The sequence below is a fragment of the Janthinobacterium sp. HH104 genome (assembly GCF_001758715.1).
Classification (GTDB): Bacteria; Pseudomonadota; Gammaproteobacteria; order Burkholderiales; family Burkholderiaceae_D; genus Janthinobacterium; species Janthinobacterium aestuarii.
Genome location: NZ_LRIB01000013.1, coordinates 311,922 through 334,750, shown reverse-complemented (window position 1 = coordinate 334,750; position 22,829 = coordinate 311,922). Strand labels below are relative to the sequence as shown.

The following is a 22,829-nucleotide window of genomic DNA, read 5'->3' as shown; positions in this document are numbered from 1 at the left end:
AAAATCAAAGACGAACGAGCACAAAAGGACGACGCTGACGTCTGTTGCGTGCACGGCATGGCCGATATAATGGCCGGGTGACTTACTAACTTAGCAAGGTACCCCATGTCCCGTCTTACGCTGCACACTCTCGATACCGCCCCGGCCGATAGCCGCCCCTTCGTGGAAAAGGCCGTCGCCAACAATGGCTTCCTGCCCAACCTGATCGGCGTTCTGGCCAATGCCCCGCTGGCACTGGAAACCTATCTGACCGTCTCCGGCATCAATGCGCGCGCCAGCCTGACGTTAATGGAACGCGAAGTGGTGCAGATCACGGCCGCGCGCATCCATGGCTGCGATTTCTGCATCGCCGGCCATAGCGCCATCTCGCTGAAAAAAGCGGGCCAGACGCCAGACACGGTGCGCGCCCTGCAGCACGGCCAGCCGACGAACGACGCCAAGCTGGACGCCGTCGCCGCCTTCGCCACGGCCGTCATCGCCACGCGCGGCGCCGTGGCCGACAGCGAATATCAAGCCTTCCTGGCCGCCGGCTACAACGAGCAGCAGGCGCTTGAAGTCGTGCTGGGCATCAGCCTGGCCACCCTGTGCAATTTCTCCAACAGCCTGGCCGGCACGCCCGTCAATCCGCAATTGACGCCCTACCTGCCTGGCGCCGTCTGACATGGCGAACCTCACTCACTGGCTGCACATGCACGCCGACCAGCTCGACCAATCACCGGAACTGGCTGAAACCGTTTTACCTGCCCTCGCCGGCGACCAGCTGCTGCGCATCGGCGTGCCGCAGGAACACGGCGGCGCGGGCGGCGATGTGCGCGACGCCATCGACGCTATCGCCAAAGTGGCCGAGCAATCGGTGACGGCCGCCTTTGTCTTCTGGGGCCAGCGCTGCTTTATCGAATTCCTGCTGCAAAGTGAAAACCGCGCGCTGGCCGAGCGCCGCTTGCCCGGTCTGCTGGCCGGCACGCAGGCAGGCGCCAGCGGTTTGTCGAACGCCATGAAATTCTTGTCCGGCATCGAGCAGCTGCAAATCACGGGCGCGCGTCACGGCGACGGCTTGCTCGTCGACGGCGGCCTGGCCTGGGTGACGAACTTGCGCAAGGCGGGCTTTGTCGCGGCGGCAGCCGTGGCGCCGGACGACGGCGCACCGCCCGTCATCATCGCCTTCGACAGCGGCACGGCGGGTGTCACGCGCAGCGACGACCTGGACCTGATCGCCCTGCGCGGCAGCAATACGGCCTCCGTCAAGCTGGCGCAGGTGCACATCCCCGCCGCGGACATCATCAGCGACAATGCGCCAGCCTGGCTGCCGCAGGTGCGCCCGGCTTTTCTGGGCATGCAGTGCGGCCTGTCGATCGGCCTGGCGCGCGCCAGCCTGGCCAAAGCGGCGCAGATTTCCGCCGGCTCGCGCAACCAGCTCACGCCACGCATCGAAGCGCTGCAAGCGACACTGGAAAGTGCCGTCGCCACCCTGCTGGCCGGCGTGCATGATGGCCGCTTCAAGACGCAGGCGCCAGCCATGTTCCGCCTGCGCATACAGCTGGCCGATGTGCTGCAGCAGGCCCTGATGCTGGAACTGCAAGCGATGGGCGGACGCGCCTACCTGAACGCCGAACAGCAGGGCTTTGCCCGCCGCTGGCGCGAATCGTCGTTCATCCCCATCGTCACGCCCAGCCTGACGCAATTGCAGGCGGCCTTGCAGCTGTTCGACAGCCAGCAGGCGGCCAAGGCGGCGGGAGCGCAGGCATGAGCGTTGCCGATTGGGCCTTGCAGGCGCAGGATCTGAGCTACGCTTACCCCGGCACGGCGCCCGTGTTCCAGCACGTCTCGCTCGGTGTGCGCAAGCGCGAAATCGTCTGCCTGCTGGGCGGCAGCGGCTGCGGAAAATCGAGCCTGCTGCGCGTGCTGGCCGGCTTGCAGCCGCCATCCACGGGCGAGATTCAGTTCCTCGATGCTCCCATGCGCGAACCGAACCCGCGCAGCGCCCTCGTCTTCCAGCAAGCCAGTTTGCTGCCCTGGCTGAACGTCACGGGCAACGCCGGCTTCGGCCTGGACTTCAAGCACCAGCCCAAGCTCACGCGCGAGGCGCACCAGGCGCGCGTGGCGCAAGCCATCGAAGCGGTGGGCTTGAAGGGCCGCGAAAAGCTGTATCCGTCCGCCCTGTCGGGCGGCATGGCGCAGCGCGTGGCCTTAGCCCGTGCGCTGGCGCGCGAGCCGGAACTGCTGTTCGCCGACGAACCGTTTTCCGCGCTCGACGCCATCACGCGCGCCGAGATGCAGTCGCTACTGGTCGACGTGGTACACCGCTGGCACACGGCCGTGCTGCTCGTCACGCACGATATCGACGAAGCGATCCTCGTGGCCGACCGCATCTTGCTGATGGGCGGCAAGCCGGGCAACATCGTGCGCGAATGGCCCGTCGCCATCAGCCAACCACGCATCGGCCACAGCGCCGACGTCATCGCCCTCAAGATGGACATCCTCGACGCCCTGCAGGCGCTGCAAAAGCAGGATCAAGCGCCCGCCTTTGCTCCCAATTAATCGACCGGAACATTCCCATGACATTCGAAGACCACAACAAACCCCTGCACATCTGCGCCTCGTCCGATTGCGACTGCGGCCTGACGCGGCGCGACTTCCTGCGCATGTCGGCGCTGGCCACGGCCAGCGTTGCTTCGCCGCTACTGTTCGCCGGCGACGCCATGGCCCAGCAGGGCCCGAAAGGCGACGACCAGCCCGTAAAGATCGGCTACCTGCCAATCACCGACGCCACCCCGCTGCTCGTCGCCCACGCCCGCAAGCTGTTCGAAGCGGAAGGCTTGCAGGCGGAAACGCCGCGCTTGTTCCGCAGCTGGGCGCAAATCATCGAAGCCTTCGTCGCCGGCCAGGTCAACGTGATTCACCTGCTGTCGCCGGCCACCCTGTGGGTGCGCTACGGCGCCAAGTTCCCCGCAAAAGTCGTCGCCTGGAACCACGTCAACGGGTCCGCGCTGACGGTGGCCAACGAGATCAACAAGGTTTCCGACCTGGGCGGACGCACGGTCGCGATCCCGTTCTGGTACTCGATCCACAACATCCTGCTGCAGCAGATTCTGTCCTCGAATGGCTTGACGCCGGTCACGCGCGCGCGCAACGCCGCCATCAAGCCGAATGAAGTCAACCTGATCGTGCTGGCGCCGGCCGAAATGGTCTCGGCCCTGGCCAGCAAGTCGATCGCCGGCTACATCGTGGCAGAGCCGTTCAATGCGGCGGCGGAAAACGCCGGCATCGGCAAGATCCTGCGCTTCTCTGGCGACGTGTGGAAGAACCACGCGTGCTGCGTCACCTTCCTGTCCGAGCGCGACATCAACACGCGTCCGGAATGGGCGCAAAAGGTCACCAATGCCATCGTCAAGGCGCAGCTGTGGACGCGCACGAACCAGGTCGACACGGCCAAGCTGCTGTCGAACGTGGGCGAGCACCGCTACACGCCGCATCCGCTGCAGGTGCTGACCAAGGTGCTGGCCACCACCGATTACGCCGGCTACGAAAAGCAGGGCCTGATCGTGCACAAGAACTGGCAGCAGCGCCGCATCGACTTCCAGCCGTATCCGTTTGCCTCGTACACGGAAGAACTGGTGCGCGCCATCGGCCGTACCAAGGTCGAAGGCGATACGCGCTTCCTGGCCAACCTCGATCCGAAGTTCGCCGCGCGCGACCTGGTCGATGACCGCTTCGTGCGCAAGGCCATCACGGCGGTCGGCGGCCCTGCCGCCTTCGGCTTGCCGGCCAACCTGCTGCGCAGCGAAACCGTGGCGGTCTGACAATGGCGAGCAAGTTGTTCACGAAGTTCGGCCTGCCCCTCGTGGGGCTGGCCTGTGCCTTGCTGCTGTGGTCGATGGGCGTGACGGCGCTGGAGAAATCCACGCCCATCGCCACCGCTTTTGCGCCCTTGCCCACGGCGTTGGCGTTCCAGGAGATGGTGGGCGGTACGGATATCTGGCTGCACGTGGTATTGAGCCTGCAACGGGTGGCCGTGGGCCTGGGACTGGCCATCGTCATCGGCGTGCCGCTCGGTGTGCTGGTGGCCATGTCGAAGAGCTTTTCCGGCGCGGCCATGCCGCTGTTCCAGCTGCTGCGCATGATTTCGCCGCTGTCGTGGATGCCGATTGCCGTGATGGTGCTCGGCGTCGGTGACGCGCCCGTATACTTCCTGCTGGCGTTTGCGGCCGTCTGGCCGATTTTGCTCAATACGGCGGCCGGCGTGGCGCGGCTCGATCCGAACTGGCTGCTGCTGGCGCGCAGCCTGTCGGCCACGCGCAGCGAAATCGTCTTCAAGGTGATTTTGCCGGGCATCACGGCCGACATTTTGACGGGCGTGCGCCTGGCCATCGGCATCATCTGGATCGTGCTGGTGCCGGCGGAAATGCTGGGCGTATCGGCGGGCCTCGGCTACTTCATCCTCGATACGCGCGACCGCCTCGCGTATTCGGAGCTGATGGCCGCCATCGTGCTGATCGGGATTTTAGGCTTTATCCTCGACTACCTGGCCCGCGCCGCGCATGCGCGCTGGCTGCATGTGAAGAATTAAGCGGCCGTCTCCAGCGGCAGCGTAGCGGCCACGGCCGCCTGCGTTGCCGCCGCCAGTTCGCGGCGGTGCGCGTCCAGCGTCGCCACTGGCGCCAGGCAGGTCAGGCACGCCGTGATGGGCGGGCCACTCAAGATCGCCACCATGCTTTGCGCAAAGCTCATGTCGCCGATGAAATCGACGGCGTGATGCAAGGCCCCCTTGTCATCCACATACACGAGCGCAAACGGCTGCACCGGCACTTGCGCGTCGATGGCCGCCTCGAACAGGTTGGCGTGGAACGGCAGGATCTGACCTTGCGCGGCGGTCGTCCCTTCGGGGAAGAACGCAATGCGCTCGCCCGCCGTCAATTTATCCACCAGACCCTGGAAGATCAAGCGCAGATCGCGCTTGCTGCCGCGCGAAATGAAGATGGTGCCCGCACGTCCCGCCAGCCAGCCCAGGATCGGCCAGGCGCGGATTTCCGCCTTGGCGACGAAACGGCACGGGTGGACGGCATTGATGACGAAGATGTCGAGCCACGAAACGTGGTTCGCCACCACCATCGCATGGTCGAGGGCCGGCACGCTGTCGGCCGGCTGCGCCACGTGCACGCCGCAAATGTCGAGCAGCTGCGTCGACCAGCGGCGGATGCGCCGGTTGCGTCCCTCCAGGTCCAGCCAGGGAAAGAGCACGGCGCTCTTGGCCATGCCGCAGCCCAGGTGAATGGCAATGCGCGCGAGGCGGTAGGTAAGCAGAAGTTTCAAATGACACCAGATAAAGAAGCAAACCCACAGCAAATTCTGGGGTCAGACCCGGCGGGGGAATCCGCCCCAATGGGGCGAATTCCGCTCCTGAAAGGACTGACCCCGGCAGTATGCTGGAGTTTCACTCCAGTACAAAAAATTAACGCTGAAACGCCACCTGTCCGGCAACGATGGTCGCCTTGACGATGCCGCTCAGCTCATAGCCGAGGAAAGGCGTGTGCTTGCCCTGGCTGGCCAGCGATGCCGACGACACGGTCCAGCGCGCGGCGGGATCGAAGACGCAGATGTCGGCCGCTTCGCCCACGGCCAGGCTGCCGGCCGGGATGCCGGCGACACGGGCCGCGTCGGACGTGACCTTGGCCACGGCGCGCGCCAGCGGACGTGCGCCCGCTTGCGGCTGCTCCAGTGCGTAGTCGTCGGCCCATTTCAGGGCCAGCGACAGCAGCAGTTCCAGGCCCGTGGCACCGGGCGACGCTTCGCCGAACGGCAGCAGTTTTTCATCGTCATCGACGGGCGTATGGTCCGAGCACATGGCGTCGACCGTGCCGTCAAGCAGGCCGGCGCGGATCGCATCGCGGTCGCGCTGGCTGCGGAATGGCGGCGTGACCCTGGCGTTCGGGTCGAAGAAGCCGATGTCGGCATCCGTCAGGTGCACATGGTGCACGCCCACGTCGCAGGTGACGGGGAGACCTTCGGCTTTGGCAGCGCGGATCAGTTCCAGGCCCGCCGCCGACGAGATGCGGCACAGGTGCACGCGCGCGCGGCTGGCACGCATCAATTCGAAAATGGTGTGCAGCGCGATGGTTTCGGACATCACGGGCACGCCGGACAAGCCCAGACGCGACGCCAGCGGGCCGCTGTGGGCGATGCCGCCGCGGCCGATGTGCGGGTCTTGCGGGCGCAGCCAGACCGTGTAGCCGAAGGTGTTCGCGTACTGCATGGCGCGCAGCAGCACGGTCGTGTCTTCGATCGGCTCTTCCGCCTGCGCGAAGCCGATGCAGCCCGCTTCCGTCAGTTCCGCCATTTCCGTCAGCGACTTGCCTTTCAAGCCCATGGTCAGTGCGCCCAGCGGGTGCACGTGGGCCTTGTTCTGCGTCTTGGCGCGGTATTTCAGCATCTCCACCAGGCCCGGCTCGTCCAGCACGGGATCGGTGTCGGGCGGGCAGACCAGGCTCGTGACGCCGCCTTGCAGCGCCGCCTGCAGTTCCGATTCCAGGGTCGCCTTGTATTCGTAGCCCGGCTCGCGCAGGCGCGCGGACAGGTCGACCAGGCCGGGGGAAACCACCAGGCCGGCCGCGTCAAACGTGGTGTCGGCCTTGAAGCCGGCCGGGGCGCTGCCCACGGCCAGTACCTTGCCATCGGCGATAAACAGGTCTTGCAAGCCGTCGATGCCATTGGCAGGGTCGATCAGGTGGCCGTTCTTGATATGTAGTGTCGTCATGCTCGCTTACTCGTCCTTGGGCTATCAGCCCTGATTACCAGCCAAAATACTCATCACCGCCATGCGCACGGCGATACCGAACGTCACCTGCGGCAGGATCACCGCCTGCGGACCGTCGGCCACGGCCGAATCGATTTCCACGCCGCGGTTCATCGGGCCCGGATGCATGACGATGGCGTCCGGTTTCGCCAGCGCCAGGCGCTCGGGCGTCAAGCCGTAGCTCTTGAAATATTCCTGCGCCGACGGCAGCAGCGCGCCGCTCATGCGTTCATTTTGCAGGCGCAGCATGATGATCACGTCGACGCCTTTCAAGCCTTCATCCATGTTGGTGAAGGTGCGCACGCCCATCTGTTCCAGGCCGCCCGGCAGCAAGGTGTGCGGGCCGATGGCGCGCACTTCGGGCACGCCCAGGGTGGTCAGCGCATGGATGTCGGAACGGGCCACGCGGCTGTGCAGGATGTCGCCCACGATGGCCACCGTCAGGTTGGTGAAATCCTTCTTGTAGTGGCGGATCGTGTACATGTCGAGCAAGCCCTGGGTCGGGTGCGCATGGCGTCCGTCGCCCGCGTTGACGACGTGGACGTGCGGCTGCTTGGTGTCGATCAGGTGCTTGGCGATGAGGTAAGGCGCGCCCGACTGCGCGTGGCGCACGACGAACATATCGGCATGCATGGCCGACAGGTTGTCGATGGTGTCGAGCAGGGACTCGCCCTTGCTGGCCGACGAAGCCTGGATGTTCAGGTTGATGACATCGGCCGACAGGCGCTTCGAGGCGATCTCGAAGGTGGTGCGGGTGCGCGTGGAGTTTTCAAAGAACAGGTTGAAAACGCTCTTGCCGCGCATCAGCGGCACCTTTTTCACGTCGCGGTCGGAAATGCCGACGAACGAGGAAGCCGTGTCGAGAATGTGGTTGACGATAGACTTCGGCAAGCCTTCAATCGTCAGCAGATGTTGCAGTTCGCCGTGTTTATTCAGTTGCGGATTAAGCATGGTGGGTATCTATGGTGAGCGTGAATTTTCCATCGTCGGCTTGCTTCAGGACCAGGGCCTGGCCCGGCGGCACGGCAGTGAAGGCGGCCACGAAATCGGCAGCCACCGGCAACTGGCGTTCGCCGCGGTCGACCAGGGCGGCCAGCATGATCTTCGCCGGGCGGCCATAGTCGAACAGTTCATTGATGGCCGCGCGCGTCGTGCGGCCCGTGTACAGCACGTCGTCGACCAGCAGGATAGTGGCGCCGGCCACGTCAAAGCTGATCTGCGTCGGCTTGACGTCCGCATGCAGGCCCTTCTGGGCGAAGTCGTCGCGGTAGAACGAGACGTCGAGCACGCCCAGCCGGTCGAGCAGATTCAGGTCGCGCGCCAGGCGTTCGGCCAGCCAGGCGCCGCCCGAATGGATGCCGACAATGGCCACGTTGGGGATGCCCGCCAGGCCGCTTTGCACTTGCTGCAGCAAGACCCCGTACAGGGCCTCGGCGTCGAGTTGGGATGGATTCGTAGGATGCGGCATAGAGTTCTTAATCATTCAGGGAGGGAGTCTAGGGTCAGATTAATAATTCGCGTCGAAATACTGTTGCAGGATGATGGCGGCGGCGCGGTCGTCGATGACTTCGCCGCGCTTGGCGGCGATGACGGCCGAGGAATAGCGCTCGTCGACCAGTTCCACGGGCAGGTTGAAGCGGCCATGCACCTGGTTGGCGAAACGGCGGCAGCGCGCGCTCATCTCGTGTTCCGTGCCATCGGGATGGCTGGGCAAGCCCACCACGATGCGGCTGGCGCCCCACTCCTTGATCAGGCTATCGATGGCGGCAAACTTCGGCTCGTTTGCCGTGGCCGTGATCACGCTGAGCGGCTTGGCTTGGCAAATCATGGTATTGCCGATGGCAACGCCGATGCGTTTCAAGCCGAAATCGAAGGCGAGGATGGTGTCGATGGCGTCACCGCTCATGCGTGTCCGGCTTCCGATGCCAGCATGAGAGGATCGATACCGAGCAGCTTGATGGCCGCCACGTAGCGCTGCTCGATGGGGAAATCGAACAGGATATCGGCCGAGGCGCCCACCGTCAGCCAGCCGTTGCGGCCGATCTCGTCTTCCAGCTGGCCCGGGCTCCAGCCCGAGTAGCCGATCGAGACGAGCATGCGCTCGGGACCATCGCCCTTGGCGACGGCTTCGAGCACGTCGATCGAGGTGGTAAACGCCACTTCATCGGTCACCGTCAGCGACGAGGAATAGCGTGCGCCCGGCGTATGCAGCACGAAGCCGCGGTCGTCCTGCACGGGGCCGCCGAACATGATCGGTTCATTGATGATGGGCGTGTCGCTGCCGGCCGCCAGTTTCAGGTCGATGCGGTCGAACAGCACTTCCATGGTCATGTCGGTGGGCTTGTTGATGACGACGCCGAGCACGCCGTTTTCATTGTGTTCACACACGTACACGACCGTGCCGCCGAAGATCGGATCTTGCATGGCCGGCATCGCAATGAGGAAATGGTTGGCCAGATTCAGGGTGGAGGAACCGGTCGCGGCCGGTTCTCCCACACCCTGCATCAGACGATGTCCTGGTAGAGTCTGGTCGATTTTACTCTTTTTCATACGCGATGCTCTCTCTGTGGGCTTGCTGGCAAGTCTCGCTTACCCCGCTATCGTACGCCTGGCGCAAGCTGCCGCGAATCTTGGGCGGCGCGCACCGTGGTGCCAGGCGTTATTCTTGTTATCTTATAAATTAATGATCAATTCGCTTTGCCTGCCGGCGCATTTCAATGCCAATTGTAAAATTGATTGCAAAATCGCTGTCGCACATAAAGTACCGCGAACATACCCGGTAGTTTACACTGAATTGCCGCCGCAGCGACGCCAAAGGCGCGACGCGAGCGGCCATAAAGCCCTGTTGGCGGCAAAAAATCGCCTATCTTTGACCCTGAACACGCGAAATAATGACAATCAAGACTTCCCTGGTGTGGTTCCGGCGCGATCTGCGCGCGTTTGACCATGCTGCACTGCATCACGCCCTGCGCCAGAGTCAGGCCGTGCATTGCGTCTTCGTCTACGACACCGCCATCCTGGCTGCGCTGCCGCGCCGCGACCGGCGGGTCGATTTCATCCATGCCAGCGTGGCCGAGCTGGCCGCCGAGCTGCGCCAGCTCGGCGGCGACCTGATCGTGCTGCATGCGGACGCGGCCGAAGCCATCCCGCGCCTGGCCGCCGAATTGAACGCCGACGCCGTCTTTGCCAACCACGACTACGAGCCGCAAGCGATCGCCCGCGACGCCACCGTGGCCGCAGCGCTCACGCATGACGCACGCCTGTGGTTCAGCTTCAAGGACCAGGTGATCTTTGAAAAGGACGAGGTGCTGACCTTGTCGGCCAAGCCGTACACCGTCTACACGCCGTACAAGAATGCCTGGCTGAAGAAAATGCGTGCGGAACCCGCCTGCCTGGCGCCGTTCGATATCGAGCCGCATGCGGCCAGCCTGGCGCCGCCGCGCGCCGGCACGCCCGCGCCCCTGCCCACCTTGGACGAACTAGGTTTCGAGGCCAGCAACCTGGCCGAACTGGCCATCCCCACCGGCATGTCGGGCGCCAGCCAACTGTTCGAGGATTTCCTGCCGCGCGTGGACCGCTATGACGTGGCGCGCGATTTTCCCGCCCTGAAGGGACCGTCGTATTTGTCCATGCATCTGCGCTTCGGCACCGTCTCGCTGCGCTACCTGGTCCGCACCATCGTCGACCTGATGGACCGGGGCGGTGGCGGCGATGGCGCGCCCGTGTGGCTGGCCGAACTGATCTGGCGCGATTTCTACGCCATGATTTTGTACCAGAACCCGCACGTGGAAGGCGGCGCCTTCAAACCGGCCTACGATGCCATCGCCTGGGAAACGGGGCCTGACGCCGATGCCGCGTTTGCCGCCTGGTGCGAAGGGCGCACCGGCTATCCGCTGGTGGACGCGGCCATGGCGCAGCTGAACCAGACGGGCTATATGCACAACCGCCTGCGCATGGTCACGGCCTGTTTTTTGATCAAGGACCTGGGTATCGACTGGCGCCGCGGCGAAGCGTATTTCGCGCTGCACCTGAACGACTTCGACCTGGCCTCGAACAACGGCGGCTGGCAATGGGCTTCGTCGTCGGGCTGCGACGCGCAGCCCTACTTCCGCATCTTCAACCCCATTACACAGTCGGAAAAATTCGATGCCAGCGGGCGCTTCATCCGCCGCTACCTGCCGCAGTTGAAGGCGCTGGGCGACAAGGAAATCCACGCGCCCTGGCTGGTGCCGCGCATGCTGCTCGATCAAAAAAACATCGTGCTGGGACGCGATTATCCGGAACCGCTGGTGCAGCACGACGAGGCCCGCAAGGAGACGCTGGAACGTTATGCCGTGGTGAAGGTGGTGGCGTAATCGGGCCGCTGGTGGCGTCGGGTTACGCGCTGCGCGCTAACCCGACCTACACGACATACACCGTCGGTCAACAGACGTAGGTCGGATTAGCGGGGCAAAGCCCCGCGTAATCCGACAACATTGTTGGCATTGGCGCCGGTTACGCCACGCCGTCGCCCAACAACCGCCCCACCTCCGCCAGCAATTCCTCCTCCTGGAACGGCTTGCCGAAATACGCATTCACGCCTAGCTCGAACGCGTGCGCGCGGTGCTTGTCGGCGCTGCGCGAGGTGATCATGATGACGGGGATGGCGCGCGTCTTGTCGTCGCTGCGCACATTGCGCGTCAAATCGAAACCATCCATGCGCGGCATTTCCACGTCGACCAGCAGCAGGGCCGGCATGGCGGCCGGTTCCAGCGCATGCAGCTGTTCCAGCGCATCGAGGCCATCCTTGGCCAGCAGCACCTGGTAGCCTTCACGCTCGAACAGGCGCTGCATCACGCGGCGCACCGTCAGCGAATCGTCGACCACCATCACGCGCACGGCCGGCGTGGCCAGCGCGCTGGAGGCGGCATGCTGCTCGCTGCTGGCCAGCGCATACTGCGACAGCAGTTCCGGATGGTGTTCCAAGTGCTGCGCCAGCGCCACCGGGTTCAGGATCAGCACGATATCGCCCGTGCCCAGCACCGTGGCGCCGGCGATGCCCGGCATGCGCGCCAGCTGCGGGCCCACGTGCTTGACCACGACTTCGCGGTTGCCCACCACGTCATCGACCTGCAAGGCCAGCCTGTCATTGCCATTCCTCAGCAACAGCACGGGCGCATAACGCTGCGTGGCCTGCGCCGCCGGCATCTCGCCCAGCATGGCCGACAGGTGGTGCAGCGCGAGCGACTGTCCGTGCGACTCGATGCGTCCGGCCGCCCGCACCTGCTCCAGCTGTTCGCCTTTCAGGTGCAGCACCTGCTCCACCAGCACCGATGGCAAGGCATACGTCTTGCCGTTCGCCGCCAGCAGCACCACCTGGGTGACGGCCAGGGTCAGCGGCAGGTGGATGGTGAAGCGCATGCCCAGGCCTGCCTGCGTCAGCGTTTCCACGCGCCCGCCCAGGGCCAGCGCTTCGGAGCGCACGATATCCATGCCAAAACCGCGCCCGGCCAGTTCCGTCAGGCTGTCGGCCGTGGAAAACCCGGGCGTGAAAATCAGTTCGGCCGCCTGCGCGTCGGTCAATGGCGCATCCGTCGCCACCAGGCCGGCGCCGTGCGCCTTGGCGCGGATGCGTTCTAGGTCCAGCCCCGCGCCATCGTCGGAAAAGGCGATCGCCACTTCATTGCCCTGCTGGCTGACCTGCACCAGCAGCTCGCCCGTCTCGCTCTTGCCCGCGGCCAGGCGCGCGTCGCGCGGCTCGACGCCATGCACGATGGCGTTGCGCAGCAAATGCTCGAAGGGCGCGGCCATGCGTTCGAGCACGCTGCGGTCGATTTCCACGCCGCCGCCACGGATGTCGAGGTTGACGCGCTTGTCGACTTCCTTGGCGCTTTGCCGCGCCACGCGGAACAGGCGTTCGGCGATGCTGGCAAACGGCACCATCCGTATCTGCATCAGGTCGCGCTGCAGCTCGCGCGTCAGGCGAGCCTGCAGCACTAGGTCGTCCGTCACCGCATCGACGCTGTGGCTGAGATTTTCATGGAACGACGCCACGTCGTTGACGCTTTCGGCCATCATGCGCGTGAGTTCCTGCAGGCGCGTAAAGCGGTCGAATTCGAGCGGGTCGAATTCGCGCTCGCTGCCGACGGCCATGCGCGAGGCGATCTGCGATTCGGCCTGCATTTCCACTTCGCGCAGCTGACGCCGCAAGCGCGCCAGGTTATCGGAAAACTCGGACAGCGAAGCACCGAGCACGCCCACTTCATTTTCCATTTTGGAGCGCGTGATCGACACTTCGCCAGCCTGGTTCACCAGGCGGTCAAGGATATCGGCGCGCACGCGCACCAGCGCCGCCTTCGGTTCGGCGGCCGGCGTGTCTTCCATGCCAGGCAAGGGCAGCAACGGTTGCTGCAATTGCTCGAACAGGTGCAGCGCATGGTCGTAATGGGCCAGCAATTCCTCGAAGGCCTGCGGTGTGGCGGTGCCCGCGTGCAGCATGTTTTCGATATGCGTCTCGATTTCATGCGCATGCTGGCCCAGGCGCATGGCGCCGGCCATGCGCGCGCTGCCCTTGACCGTATGCAGGGTACGCAGCAGCATCTGCGCCTGGCCGCTGTCGTGCGGCTGCTGCTGCCAGCTGCGCAGCGCCTCGCCGATCTGCGGCAGTAAGTCGGCGCCCTCTTCCAGGAAGACGGACAAGAGATCGAGGTCGAGTTCATCGCTGATGCCGGCGCTGGCCGCCAGCAGCGCGGCCGCATCGGCCGGCATGATGGCGGGCGCCGGCGCTTCCGGCGCCGCATGCTCCAACGGCGGTGCGTGTTCAAAACCGGCGTCGAACAGGTCGTCGCTGGCGCCGCTGTTCTGCGCCGGCGCGTCGATAACCTCCGGCTGCAGCGCATCGGCGACGATGCTCGCATACGTCGCCTCGAACAGCGTCTCGAGCTGCGGCAGCGGGACTTCAGCGACCGGCTCGGCGGGCTGCGCCGGCGCGCCGACGATGCTGGCGTAAGCTTCCGCGAACAGGGCGTCGAGCCGGTCTTCCTTGCTCTCGCCGGGCGGCGCCGTCAAGGCACGCCACAAGGTGTTGAGCGCTTCGATCATGTCCGGCTGCGTTGGCGCCAGGTCGCCCAGCGCGAAGGCCTGCAGCATTTGCCCGATGCGCTGCGTGGCCTGTTCCAGCACGTCGTGCTGTTCGGCGCGCAGGCCCGCCAGCGGCGGCACCACCGTTTCAATCACCGTTTCAAGCGCGTGCGCCAGGTCGCGCAGGGACTGAAAGCCCACCGTGCCCGACGTCCCCGCCAGGGTATGCACGGCTTGCAGCGCCTCCGCGCTGACGGCGCGCTGTTCATGGCGCCATTCGCCGAAGTCGCGCGTGAGCACGCGCAGCAATTCATCCGTCTCGGCCAGGTAGATGTTGTACAAGGGAAGACTGATGCGCAGTTCGCCCACGTGCTTGAGGTGATCGTCCGGCGCTTCGTGGAGCGTCGGCGCCGTGGCCAAGGGAAGTCCGATCACATTGCCATTGCTGGCCACGGGCGCGGCCGATGCCGGGCGAGGCTTGCGCAGTTCGAACGGGCCGCCTTCGCGCACGCGCTCGGCCGCCAGCAGCAGCATGCCGGCCTCGCGCTCGCGCCCCGCGCCGCCTTCCAGTTCGGCCACCCATTCGCTGAGCTGGTACCAGCCGTAATTGAGCAAGGTAAACAAGTCGTCGCTGACGGGGCGCGATTCGGCCAGCCAGGTATTCATGACGCGTTCGATGGCGCCGGCCGCTTCGGCAAACTGCGCCAGGCCGATCATGCGGCTGCTGCCTTTCAGGGTGTGGAATGAGCGGCGCAACATGGCCAGGTGGTCGCCGCTGGCGGCCTGCTCGCGCGGCAAGGCCAGGGTGGTGTCGATGAAGGCCAGCACTTCGCGCGCTTCGGCGATGAAGATGTCGAGCATCTCCGCGTCGACATCGGTCACCGCCGGCACAGCATCCATGCCGGCGGGCGCGGCGGGCGCCAGTGCCTGGTCGAGCAAGGGCACGGGGCCGGCGGCGGCGACTTTTTCAAATGGCAGCGCGCGGAAGGTGCCGGCGGCCGCATCGAAATGGAAACGCCCGCTGGCCGCCTGCGCGTTGCGGCCCAGCATATCGGCAAAAAAGCCCAGCGCGCTGACATTTTGCGCGATCTCGTCGAGCGCCTCGGCGCGCGCCTCGGCATTGGCATCCGCCTTGGCGTCGGCACCGGCCAGCTGCCGCACGGCCGCATCGACCTGCAGCACGGCGGCGCGCGCATCTTCCTGTTCCAGCCCGGCCAACTGCTGCTGCAACTGCTCCAGCACGGGCGCGACGCCATTGAGGGCTCCCGTCCCCGCACCCGCTGCATCCGCGTAATATGCGTTGAGCACCTTTTCCACCTGGCGCAAGCCCGTCTTCATTTCCTCGGCCAGCGCGGCCACCGTCTGGCCCTGTTCGATCTGACGCGACAGCTCGCCCGCCGTGACAGGCGGCGGCGCTTCGCCAGCCAGCAGCGCCTGCAGGCGCGCGGCGATGGTTTCCGCGTTGCCCGCGAAATCGTCGGGCAGGCGGCGCAGCTGCTCCAGGCCCGTGTCGGCAAACAGCAGCGCCATGCCGATTTCATTTTCCAGGGCCGCGCTGCGCCCGCTGGCCACGGCTTGCCGCGCCACGGCCGCGCATTCGCGCAGCAGGCTGGCCAGGGCCGGCTGCTTCAGCGTATCCACATATACGGCCACCTGTTGCAGCGACGCGTCGAAATCCGTGGCCAGGGCTGGATCGAGGTCGGCTTGCGCCAGCCGGCTCCAGCTGGCGCGCGCCTGCGCCAGGGCCGCGCGGGCGCCTTGCAAGGTGTCCTGGTCGACCTGGCCGTAGCGCCGCGTTTCCACGTCGACGGGCAGCATGCCTTCCAGGGCGAAAGCGGCGCGCAACTGGCGGGCTTCTGGCGTCGGCTCGCGTGCGGCGGCGATGAAGAACAGCGCGTCGCGCAGCATTAATTCAGGCAGGCTGGCCGTGCCCTGCGCCAGGCGGCGCAATTGCAGGTTGATCAGGCCGAACAGCTGCTTGACGTTGAGCGTGCCCATGCCCTCGCCGCTGGCCGCCAGTCCCGCAAACGCCTGCATGGCGAACCAGAAAGTGCGCGCCGGTGCTTCCTGCTGCGCGTCGGCCACCAGGGTCAAGGTGGCGTGCAAGTCGCCCGCATGCTGGCGCCGCGCCGCGTCATCCTGCGCCTTCAGGAAGGGCAGCAAAGACTTTTCAAAGCGCCCGCGCCAGGCCGGGTAATCGGGCACCGGGGGCGATTCCGCCAGCGCGATGGCGTGCCCTTCCAGCGTCGACGCTGGCGGGAAAAACAGGTCGGCCGGGTGGATGCGCTCGGCGCCCAGCATGGTTTGCAGGTCGCGGTAATAGGGGAACAAGCGCGCCGGCTGCGGCGGCGTGCCGGCCACCAGGTCTTCCAGGTATTCGCTCAAGGCTTGATACAGTTCGGCGACGACTTGCGCATGGTCCAGCGTGTATTCGAGGCTGCCGTCGCGAAAGCGCGCCAGTGCCTGTTCCGCCGCGTCCGTCAGCAGGCTGGCGCCGGCCACGTCCACCATCACCAGCGCGCCATGCGCCTGGTGCAAGTGCGAGCGCGCATGCTGCAGCGCCGTGGCGCGTTCCTCGCGCTCGCGGCCACCCGCTTCGAACAGGGCTGTTTTCGAGCGGCCCAGCGCTTCGCGGATTTCCACCATCACCCACGACAAAGGCTCGCTGTCGAACGGCTTGGACTGCTGTGGACTATCTGGTGTGCTCATGCATGCCTCGGTAAAGAATTCGCCCTGGACTGGCGCGGCGTTCAGGCGGCGACGCGGAAACGCGACACCGAATTTTTCAATTCCTGCGCCAGCATCGACAACTTGTGGATCGACTGCGCCGTTTGCTGCGTGCCGTCCTGGGTCTGCTCCGTCACGCTCAGGATATGCTGGATATTCAAGGCCACGCCGCTGGCCGAACCGGCCTGCGTGCCCGTGGCGAACGAAATGCCCTGGATCAGTTCCGCCAGGTGTTTCGACACCTGGCTGATGTCGTTCAAGGCCGCGCCGGCCGCGTCGGACAGGCGCGCGCCCTCGACCACGCCCTGCGTGGACGTTTCCATCGCCCGCGTCGCATCCTGGGTATCGGCCTGGATGGTGCGCACCAGCGCGCCGATCTGCTTGGCGGCGGCTGCCGAGCGTTCTGCCAGGCGCTGCACTTCCTCGGCCACGACGGAAAAGCCGCGCCCCGCCTCGCCCGCCGATGCGGCCTGGATGGCGGCGTTCAGCGCCAGCACGTTGGTCTGCTCGGTGATGTCGGAAATGAGTTCGGTGATTTCGCCGATCTCCTGCGACGATTCGCCCAGGCGTTTGATGCGCTTGGACGTATCCTGTATCTGCTCGCGGATTTCATGCATGCCCTTGATGGCGTTTTCCACGGCCGTCGAACCCTGCTGCGCCGCCGCCACCGACTGGCGCGCCACGTCGGCCGAGACGCTGGCCGACTTCGACACGTCGGTAATCGCATTGGCCATCTTGACGACGGTGGCGCTGACGCCCTGGATTTCGCGCGACTGCTGCTGCGACGCGATCAGCAGCTTGCTCGAGATGCTTTGCGCCTGCGTCGAAGCGCGGTTGACCTGTTCGGCCGTCGCCGTCACCCGCCCCACCAGGCCGCGCAATTCCTCGACCGTGTAGTTGACGGAATCGGCGATGGCGCCCGTGATGTCTTCCGACACGGTGGCCTGCACCGTCAGGTCGCCGTCGGCGACCTTCTGCAATTCGTTCATCAGGCGCAGGATGGCCGCCTGGTTCTGCTCATTCCTGGCCTTCGCCACTTCCTCTTTCTCCTGCGACTGCAGGCGCCGGATTTCCGCTTCCTGGCGCCGCCGCTCGGCGTCGCGCGTGCGGTTGACGGAGTCCTGCAGCAGCACCCTGCCGATGCCGGCCGCCGCGATCAGGGTCAGCAACACGCCGCCAACCATCATCCAGAAGGCGATGCCCAGGGTTTCCTGGTTCGCGTGGTACATCTGCTGCAGCAGGGTCAAACGCTGGCGCAGGTCTTCGTTCTCGTTGAAGATCAGCTGTTCGGCGCTTTTCGCCGAACTGAATTTATCCAGGCGGTCGAGTATCGAGGAGACCAGCTTCTGGTACGTGTCGAAACTGGCTTTCAGCGCCACCATCCGGTCGCGCAGTTCGGCGTCGCGCGTGGGCGCCAGCTGCAGCGACACGCTGCCATTGAGCAGGCCTTCGACGGCGGTGCGGAAATACGTCGTGTCGCGCCCCAGCGAAAACGCCGTTTCCGAGCTGATGCTGCCCGACGAGAGGAACTCGCTGGCGCTGCGGCTCATGCGCTGGCTCAGCATCATCAGGCGGCCGATGACGGCCAGGTCGCGCGCATTGCCGCCGCGCTGCACCTTCAGGGCCGCGATTTCCTCGGTCTGCGCCAGCAGCGCCGGCGACAGCGCGTTCAATTGCTGCAAGGTCTTGTCGAATTCGCCCAGCTCCGGCTTCAGGCGCAAGATGGTGCTGGCCGCGCGGTCGCTGCTGGCCCATTTTTTACGCGCGTCGGCCACCGCCGCCAGCAGGGCGGCACGCGACTCGCCGATATCGCGGCCGTGATACGTTCCGCCGCGCAGCATCAGGCGGAAATCCTGGTTCAGTTCATTGCGGCTTTCCTCGAGCTGGCGGAACGCTTCCGGATTGCCCTGCACGGCGTTCGGCGCGGCCTTGCCGATGCGCTGCGAATGCATCAGCGCATCGCTGGCCAGCTGGGTCTGCGCCGAGGCGATATTGCCGCTGCGTGTATTGAGACCGACGAACAGCAGGCTGGCGGCCAGGCTCAGGGCCATCACCGTCGACAGGATGCTCAATTGTTTTTGCAGCGGGAAATGGCCGATCAGCGGCAGCCGCAAGTCGCTGACCGGCGCGCTGGCCAGCGACTTGCGCCGTCCCAGCGCATCGCGCAGGCGCAGCGGCAGGTCGGCCGCCGACGCCGGCTCGCCGGGCGCGTGCTCCGCTTCGGGCATGCCAGCGGCCAGGATGGGAGAATTGGCGCCCATCAGCCAATATCCTTGTGGACGGCAAGGCCGCCAAAGCCGGCATCGAGGAAGCGTTCCGATTGCGCCAGCTGCGCCAGGTCCAGGCGCAGCCACTGCTGCCCTTCGCTGTCGCGCAGCGCCTGCGCGGCCCACGATGGGAGCACACCCTGCGCCGCATCCTGAACGGGCACCGATTGCATCGCGCGCAGCTGGCGCAAGCCCAGTACGCGCTCTACCAGCAGTGCGCAATTGAGGCCCAGACGCGGAGAAAACGTGATGATGCGGCAGTGATTGCCGGGCGTGCAAGCCGGTTCGCCCATGTAGCGGGCCAGGTCGACGACCCCCGTCAGGCGCCCGCGCATGGCCGCCAGGCCCAGGTACCAGTCCTGCGCCAGCGGCACGCCCTGGATCTGCACACCGGCGGCAATGACGATTTCACCGAGCTGCGTCAGGTCGAGCAGGCAAGGCCGGCCACCGAGCATCACGCCCAGTTCCTTGCGCGCCGCCAGCGCACCGCTGCGCGCGGCCTGTATGCGCTCGATCAATTGCAGCTGATACTGGCGCAAGCGCCCCTGCCGCGCGCCCGTCTCGAAAGATGGCATGGCAGCAGCGGCAGGAGGAAAGGCCGCTGTGGACACGCCGTGACCTGGCATCGTGTGCATGCTCAGGAAAGCGCGGCGATCTTGGCCAGCAGCTCGGCTTCCACCACCGGCTTGACCAGGTAATCGCGCGCGCCCTGGCGCAAGCCCCAGATGCGGTCCGTTTCCTGGCTCTTGCTCGAGCAGATGATCACCGGCACGTCCTGCAGTTCCGGATCGCGGGCGATGGCGCGCGTGATCTGGAAGCCATTCGCACCGGGCATCACCACGTCCATCAGGATCAGGTCGGGCCTGGCCTGCTTCAGCTGCGCCAGCGCGTCGGCGCCGTCCTGCGCCGTGAGGACGGCATAACCGGCACGCACCAGCATCTCGCTCAGGTAGTAGCGTTCTGTCGGCGAGTCATCGACGATCAGAATTGTGTGTATGGCCATCTGCTTCCTTGCTGCGTTGTAATCAATAAACCACTTACTCAAAATGCCCGGCCAGGTGCAGCCGCACGGCCTCCAGCAGCGCCTCGCGCGCCAGCGGCTTGACCAGGCAGGCGCTGGCGCCTGCCATGGCGCCGCGCGCGCGGTCGAACAAACCTTCCTTCGACGACAGCATCAGCACCGGCGTGGCGTGATACGCGGCGCTGGCCTTGATCAGCGCGCAGGTGCGGTAGCCGTCCAGGCGCGGCATCACGATGTCGCACACGATCAGCGCCGGCTGGCAGTCGGCGATCTTGGCCAGGGCCTCGAAGCCGTTTTCCGCCACCACCACGCGATAGCCGGCCTCGCCGAGTATCTTCGCGGCCGCGCTGCGTATCGTCGCGCTGTCGTCGATGACGAGTATCGTGACGCTCACGCACACGGCATCGGACGGCGTCTCGGGCAAAAAAGGACGCGTCATGTGATTATTCGACAATTTTTCATACCATAGCACAGGCAGCCGCGATACCTGTGTGCGGCAGCGGCATCCCGTGGGCCTGATTGATTACAGCGCGACCATCTCGAAATCGTCCTTGCGCGCGCCGCATTCAGGGCAGGTCCAGTTCATCGGAACATCGGCCCAACGCGTGCCGGGAGCGATGTCTTCGTCAGGCAAGCCGGCCGCTTCATCATAAACCCAGCCGCAAATAAGACACATCCACGTTTGGAATTGCTGCGTTGTTTCGTTGCTACTCACGTTCTGCCACCCTTCAATCAAGTAAAATGCTGAATTAGGTATCTTAATCTACCCGCCGTGCAAAACCAAACTTCTCCCCTCATATTAAGCTTCGGCGTGTCCGATCCGGTCGGCGCGATCGGTATCCAGGCCGACCTGGCCACCTTTTCAGCCTTCGGCTGCCACGGCCTGTCCGTCACCACGGGCCTGTTGATCAGCGATACGGCCCGCGTGGAAGACGTGCAGGCGGTCGACCCGGACTGGGTTTCAGACCAGGCGCGCGTGCTGCTGGAAGACATGTCCGTGGCCGCCATCAAGATCGGCGCGCTGGGCAGCGTGGAAAACGTCACGGCCATCGCCGAAATCGTCTCCGACTATCCGGACGTGCCGCTGATCCTCGATCCCTTCATTTCGGCGCTGCCGGAACAGGGCATGGACGACGAAGACATCCTGACGGCCGTGCGCCAGCTCCTGATTCCGCAAACGACCCTGCTGGTGCTCTCGCCGGTGGAACTGGAGCGCCTGGCCGAGACCTGGCGCGACGCCGATCCGGACGACACCCTGCAAAACGACGTCGACTACCTGGTAGCCCTGGGCTGCGAATACGTGCTCGTCACCGGCATGCCGGCCGACGCCAGCAAGTCCGGCACGGCCGAAGGCAAGTTGCGCGCCAATACCCTGTTCGGCGAAGACGGCGTGGTGCGCCACGACGAATGGCAGCATCTGCCCGGCATCTTCAACGGCGCCGGCAGCACCCTGTCGGCGGCCGCCACCGCCCTGCTGGCCCTGGCGGAAAACGAAGACGATGTGCCGCAGGTGGTCGTGGCGGCGCAGGAATTCACGGCCGGTGCGCTGGCCCACGCGCAGCGCCACGGCATGGGCAAGCTGGTGCCGAACCGGCTGTTCCGGCAGCAGCGCCAGCGCGGCGCACAATAAGACCAGACGACACAGACAACGATCCACTTTCAAGGCACGATTATCATGACGACGACTTCACAGAACGACATCCTGTTTGCCCGCGCACAAAAAACCACGCCAGGCGGCGTCAATTCGCCTGTGCGCGCCTTCCGCTCCGTGGGCGGCACGCCGCGCTTCATCACGCGCGCCGAAGGCCCGTACTTCTGGGACGCGGACGGCAAGCGCTATATCGACTACATCGGCTCCTGGGGTCCGGCCATCGTCGGCCACGCCCATCCGGAAGTGGTGAAAGCGGTGCAGGATGCGGCCGCGCTGGGCCTGTCGTTCGGCGCGCCGACGGAAGGCGAAGTGCTGATGGCCGAGGAAATCACGCGTTTGGTACCGTCGATCGAGCAGGTGCGCCTGGTGTCGTCGGGCACGGAAGCGACCATGAGCGCCCTGCGCCTGGCGCGCGGCGCCACGGGACGCGACAAGATCGTCAAGTTCGAAGGCTGCTACCACGGTCACGCCGATTCGCTGCTGGTGAAAGCGGGCAGCGGCCTGCTCACCTTCGGCAACCCGACGTCGGCCGGCGTGCCGGAAGATTTTGTGAAACACACGCTGGTGCTCGACTATAACAACGTCGAGCAGCTGAAAGACGCCTTCGACAGCTTCGGCGCGGACATCGCCTGCGTCATCGTCGAACCGGTGGCCGGCAACATGAACCTAGTGAAAGCGACGCCGGAATTCCTGCAGGCGATGCGCGAGCTGTGCACGCAGCACGGCGCCCTGCTCATTTTCGATGAAGTCATGTGCGGCTTGCGCGTGGCCCTGGGCGGCGCGCAGGCGCTGTACAGCATCAAGCCGGACCTGACGGCGCTGGGCAAGGTGATCGGCGGCGGCATGCCGGTGGCGGCCTTCGGCGGAAGCGCGGCGCTGATGCACAACATGGCGCCGCTGGGCGCCGTCTACCAGGCCGGTACCTTGTCGGGCAACCCGGTCGCCGTGGCGGCCGGCATGGCCACCTTGAAACTGATCCAGCAGCCTGGCTTCTACGAGCAGCTGGGCGCCACGGCCAAGCGCCTGGCCGAAGGCCTGACCGCCGCCGCCAAAGAAGCGGGCGTGGTCTTCTGCGCCGACTACATCGGCGGCATGTTCGGCATTTATTTCAGCGAAACGCCACCGACCAGCTACGCGGAAATGATGGCCGGCGACCGCAGCAAGTTCAACGCCTTCTTCCACGCCATGCTCGACGAAGGCGTGTACTTCGCGCCCGCCGCCTTCGAAGCGGGTTTCGTCTCGGCGCAGCACGACGATGCCGTCATCGACGCCACCATCGCCGCCGCGCGCAAGGTGTTTGCTAAGTTAGCCTAA

20 protein-coding genes are annotated in these 22,829 nt (G+C 65.5%); 8 read left to right on the top strand and 12 right to left on the bottom strand.

The window, feature by feature from the left end; translation table 11 throughout:
* Positions 1–105 precede the first annotated feature (105 nt).
* From JAB6_RS02360 to JAB6_RS02340, 5 genes are read left to right on the top strand one after another with little or no spacing between them, the layout of a single operon-like run.
* Positions 106–660, top strand: a complete 555-nt coding sequence (locus JAB6_RS02360) for a carboxymuconolactone decarboxylase family protein (protein WP_070301217.1) — start codon at positions 106–108, stop codon at positions 658–660.
* 1 nt (position 661) lies between these two features.
* The gene (locus JAB6_RS02355) at positions 662–1,747 is read left to right on the top strand and encodes an acyl-CoA dehydrogenase family protein (RefSeq protein WP_070301216.1); all 1,086 of its coding nucleotides are present in this window, start codon (positions 662–664) and stop codon (positions 1,745–1,747) included.
* Positions 1,744–2,538, top strand: coding sequence for an ABC transporter ATP-binding protein (locus JAB6_RS02350; RefSeq protein ID WP_070301215.1), 795 nt, complete (start codon positions 1,744–1,746; stop codon positions 2,536–2,538). Before JAB6_RS02355 ends, JAB6_RS02350 begins: the two co-directional genes overlap by 4 nt.
* A gap of 17 nt (positions 2,539–2,555) precedes the next feature.
* The gene (locus tag JAB6_RS02345) at positions 2,556–3,800 is read left to right on the top strand and encodes an ABC transporter substrate-binding protein (protein ID WP_034746706.1); all 1,245 of its coding nucleotides are present in this window, start codon (positions 2,556–2,558) and stop codon (positions 3,798–3,800) included.
* Positions 3,801–3,802: 2 nt separating this feature from the next.
* On the top strand, positions 3,803–4,567 hold the full coding sequence (locus JAB6_RS02340) for an ABC transporter permease (RefSeq protein WP_070301214.1): 765 nt from the start codon (positions 3,803–3,805) through the stop codon (positions 4,565–4,567).
* Here the strand turns inward: JAB6_RS02340 and JAB6_RS02335 are convergent.
* From JAB6_RS02335 to JAB6_RS02310, 6 genes are all read right to left on the bottom strand, one after another.
* On the bottom strand, positions 4,564–5,310 hold the full coding sequence (locus JAB6_RS02335) for a 1-acyl-sn-glycerol-3-phosphate acyltransferase (protein WP_070301213.1): 747 nt from the start codon (positions 5,308–5,310) through the stop codon (positions 4,564–4,566). The genes JAB6_RS02340 and JAB6_RS02335 overlap by 4 nt on opposite strands.
* A 139-nt stretch (positions 5,311–5,449) precedes the next feature.
* The gene (locus JAB6_RS02330; protein WP_070301212.1) at positions 5,450–6,751 is read right to left on the bottom strand and encodes a dihydroorotase; all 1,302 of its coding nucleotides are present in this window, start codon (positions 6,749–6,751) and stop codon (positions 5,450–5,452) included.
* Between the two features lie 24 nt (positions 6,752–6,775).
* Positions 6,776–7,741, bottom strand: coding sequence for an aspartate carbamoyltransferase catalytic subunit (locus JAB6_RS02325; protein WP_034746695.1), 966 nt, complete (start codon positions 7,739–7,741; stop codon positions 6,776–6,778).
* Positions 7,734–8,258, bottom strand: coding sequence for a bifunctional pyr operon transcriptional regulator/uracil phosphoribosyltransferase PyrR (pyrR, locus tag JAB6_RS02320; RefSeq protein WP_034746692.1), 525 nt, complete (start codon positions 8,256–8,258; stop codon positions 7,734–7,736). The genes JAB6_RS02325 and pyrR overlap by 8 nt, the downstream gene beginning before the upstream one ends.
* A 39-nt stretch (positions 8,259–8,297) precedes the next feature.
* Positions 8,298–8,696 carry a Holliday junction resolvase RuvX gene (gene ruvX, locus JAB6_RS02315; protein ID WP_223278885.1) on the bottom strand — a complete coding sequence of 133 codons (399 nt, stop codon included), beginning with the start codon at positions 8,694–8,696 and terminating at the stop codon, positions 8,298–8,300.
* Entirely contained in the window at positions 8,693–9,295 is a 603-nt protein-coding gene (locus JAB6_RS02310) for a YqgE/AlgH family protein (protein ID WP_034746689.1), read from the bottom strand. The genes ruvX and JAB6_RS02310 overlap by 4 nt, the downstream gene beginning before the upstream one ends.
* Positions 9,296–9,681: 386 nt before the next feature.
* Here JAB6_RS02310 and JAB6_RS02305 point away from each other — a divergent pair, with 386 nt between their 5' ends.
* A complete protein-coding gene (locus tag JAB6_RS02305; protein ID WP_070301211.1) occupies positions 9,682–11,145 on the top strand; it encodes a deoxyribodipyrimidine photo-lyase in 1,464 nt (487 codons plus the stop codon).
* Positions 11,146–11,284: 139 nt separating this feature from the next.
* Here JAB6_RS02305 and JAB6_RS02300 read toward each other — a convergent pair whose 3' ends face one another.
* From JAB6_RS02300 to JAB6_RS02275, 6 genes are all read right to left on the bottom strand, one after another.
* Positions 11,285–16,558, bottom strand: a complete 5,274-nt coding sequence (locus tag JAB6_RS02300; protein ID WP_070301210.1) for an Hpt domain-containing protein — start codon at positions 16,556–16,558, stop codon at positions 11,285–11,287.
* 41 nt (positions 16,559–16,599) lie between these two features.
* Positions 16,600–18,837 carry a methyl-accepting chemotaxis protein gene (locus JAB6_RS02295; RefSeq protein ID WP_070301209.1) on the bottom strand — a complete coding sequence of 746 codons (2,238 nt, stop codon included), beginning with the start codon at positions 18,835–18,837 and terminating at the stop codon, positions 16,600–16,602.
* Positions 18,837–19,418 (bottom strand): chemotaxis protein CheW, encoded by a 582-nt coding sequence (locus tag JAB6_RS02290; protein ID WP_070301472.1) that lies wholly within the window; start codon positions 19,416–19,418, stop codon positions 18,837–18,839. The genes JAB6_RS02295 and JAB6_RS02290 overlap by 1 nt, the downstream gene beginning before the upstream one ends.
* A gap of 62 nt (positions 19,419–19,480) precedes the next feature.
* Positions 19,481–19,846, bottom strand: a complete 366-nt coding sequence (locus tag JAB6_RS02285) for a response regulator transcription factor (protein WP_034746677.1) — start codon at positions 19,844–19,846, stop codon at positions 19,481–19,483.
* A 34-nt stretch (positions 19,847–19,880) separates the two neighbouring features.
* A complete protein-coding gene (locus JAB6_RS02280; protein ID WP_070301208.1) occupies positions 19,881–20,303 on the bottom strand; it encodes a response regulator in 423 nt (140 codons plus the stop codon).
* Positions 20,304–20,387: 84 nt separating this feature from the next.
* Positions 20,388–20,540 carry a rubredoxin gene (locus tag JAB6_RS02275; protein WP_010401308.1) on the bottom strand — a complete coding sequence of 51 codons (153 nt, stop codon included), beginning with the start codon at positions 20,538–20,540 and terminating at the stop codon, positions 20,388–20,390.
* Between the two features lie 96 nt (positions 20,541–20,636).
* Between JAB6_RS02275 and JAB6_RS02270 the strand changes: the two genes are divergently transcribed.
* Together JAB6_RS02270 and hemL are read left to right on the top strand one after the other, a co-directional pair.
* Positions 20,637–21,494, top strand: a complete 858-nt coding sequence (locus JAB6_RS02270) for a hydroxymethylpyrimidine/phosphomethylpyrimidine kinase (protein WP_034746671.1) — start codon at positions 20,637–20,639, stop codon at positions 21,492–21,494.
* A gap of 45 nt (positions 21,495–21,539) precedes the next feature.
* Positions 21,540–22,829 carry a glutamate-1-semialdehyde 2,1-aminomutase gene (hemL, locus tag JAB6_RS02265; RefSeq protein ID WP_070301207.1) on the top strand — a complete coding sequence of 430 codons (1,290 nt, stop codon included), beginning with the start codon at positions 21,540–21,542 and terminating at the stop codon, positions 22,827–22,829.

What these genes read in the sequence shown, in the direction of transcription:
- JAB6_RS02360 (WP_070301217.1), top strand. Translation starts at nt 106, where the DNA reads ATGTCCCGTCTTACGCTGCACACTCTCGATACCGCCCCGGCCGATAGC.
- JAB6_RS02355 (WP_070301216.1), top strand. Translation starts at nt 662, where the DNA reads ATGGCGAACCTCACTCACTGGCTGCACATGCACGCCGACCAGCTCGAC.
- JAB6_RS02350 (WP_070301215.1), top strand. Translation starts at nt 1,744, where the DNA reads ATGAGCGTTGCCGATTGGGCCTTGCAGGCGCAGGATCTGAGCTACGCT.
- JAB6_RS02345 (WP_034746706.1), top strand. Translation starts at nt 2,556, where the DNA reads ATGACATTCGAAGACCACAACAAACCCCTGCACATCTGCGCCTCGTCC.
- JAB6_RS02340 (WP_070301214.1), top strand. Translation starts at nt 3,803, where the DNA reads ATGGCGAGCAAGTTGTTCACGAAGTTCGGCCTGCCCCTCGTGGGGCTG.
- JAB6_RS02330 (WP_070301212.1), bottom strand. Translation starts at nt 6,751, where the DNA reads ATGACGACACTACATATCAAGAACGGCCACCTGATCGACCCTGCCAAT.
- JAB6_RS02325 (WP_034746695.1), bottom strand. Translation starts at nt 7,741, where the DNA reads ATGCTTAATCCGCAACTGAATAAACACGGCGAACTGCAACATCTGCTG.
- pyrR (WP_034746692.1), bottom strand. Translation starts at nt 8,258, where the DNA reads ATGCCGCATCCTACGAATCCATCCCAACTCGACGCCGAGGCCCTGTAC.
- ruvX (WP_223278885.1), bottom strand. Translation starts at nt 8,696, where the DNA reads ATGAGCGGTGACGCCATCGACACCATCCTCGCCTTCGATTTCGGCTTG.
- JAB6_RS02310 (WP_034746689.1), bottom strand. Translation starts at nt 9,295, where the DNA reads ATGCAGGGTGTGGGAGAACCGGCCGCGACCGGTTCCTCCACCCTGAAT.
- JAB6_RS02305 (WP_070301211.1), top strand. Translation starts at nt 9,682, where the DNA reads ATGACAATCAAGACTTCCCTGGTGTGGTTCCGGCGCGATCTGCGCGCG.
- JAB6_RS02300 (WP_070301210.1), bottom strand. Translation starts at nt 16,558, where the DNA reads ATGAGCACACCAGATAGTCCACAGCAGTCCAAGCCGTTCGACAGCGAG.
- JAB6_RS02295 (WP_070301209.1), bottom strand. Translation starts at nt 18,837, where the DNA reads ATGGGCGCCAATTCTCCCATCCTGGCCGCTGGCATGCCCGAAGCGGAG.
- JAB6_RS02290 (WP_070301472.1), bottom strand. Translation starts at nt 19,418, where the DNA reads ATGCCATCTTTCGAGACGGGCGCGCGGCAGGGGCGCTTGCGCCAGTAT.
- JAB6_RS02285 (WP_034746677.1), bottom strand. Translation starts at nt 19,846, where the DNA reads ATGGCCATACACACAATTCTGATCGTCGATGACTCGCCGACAGAACGC.
- JAB6_RS02280 (WP_070301208.1), bottom strand. Translation starts at nt 20,303, where the DNA reads ATGACGCGTCCTTTTTTGCCCGAGACGCCGTCCGATGCCGTGTGCGTG.
- JAB6_RS02275 (WP_010401308.1), bottom strand. Translation starts at nt 20,540, where the DNA reads ATGTGTCTTATTTGCGGCTGGGTTTATGATGAAGCGGCCGGCTTGCCT.
- hemL (WP_070301207.1), top strand. Translation starts at nt 21,540, where the DNA reads ATGACGACGACTTCACAGAACGACATCCTGTTTGCCCGCGCACAAAAA.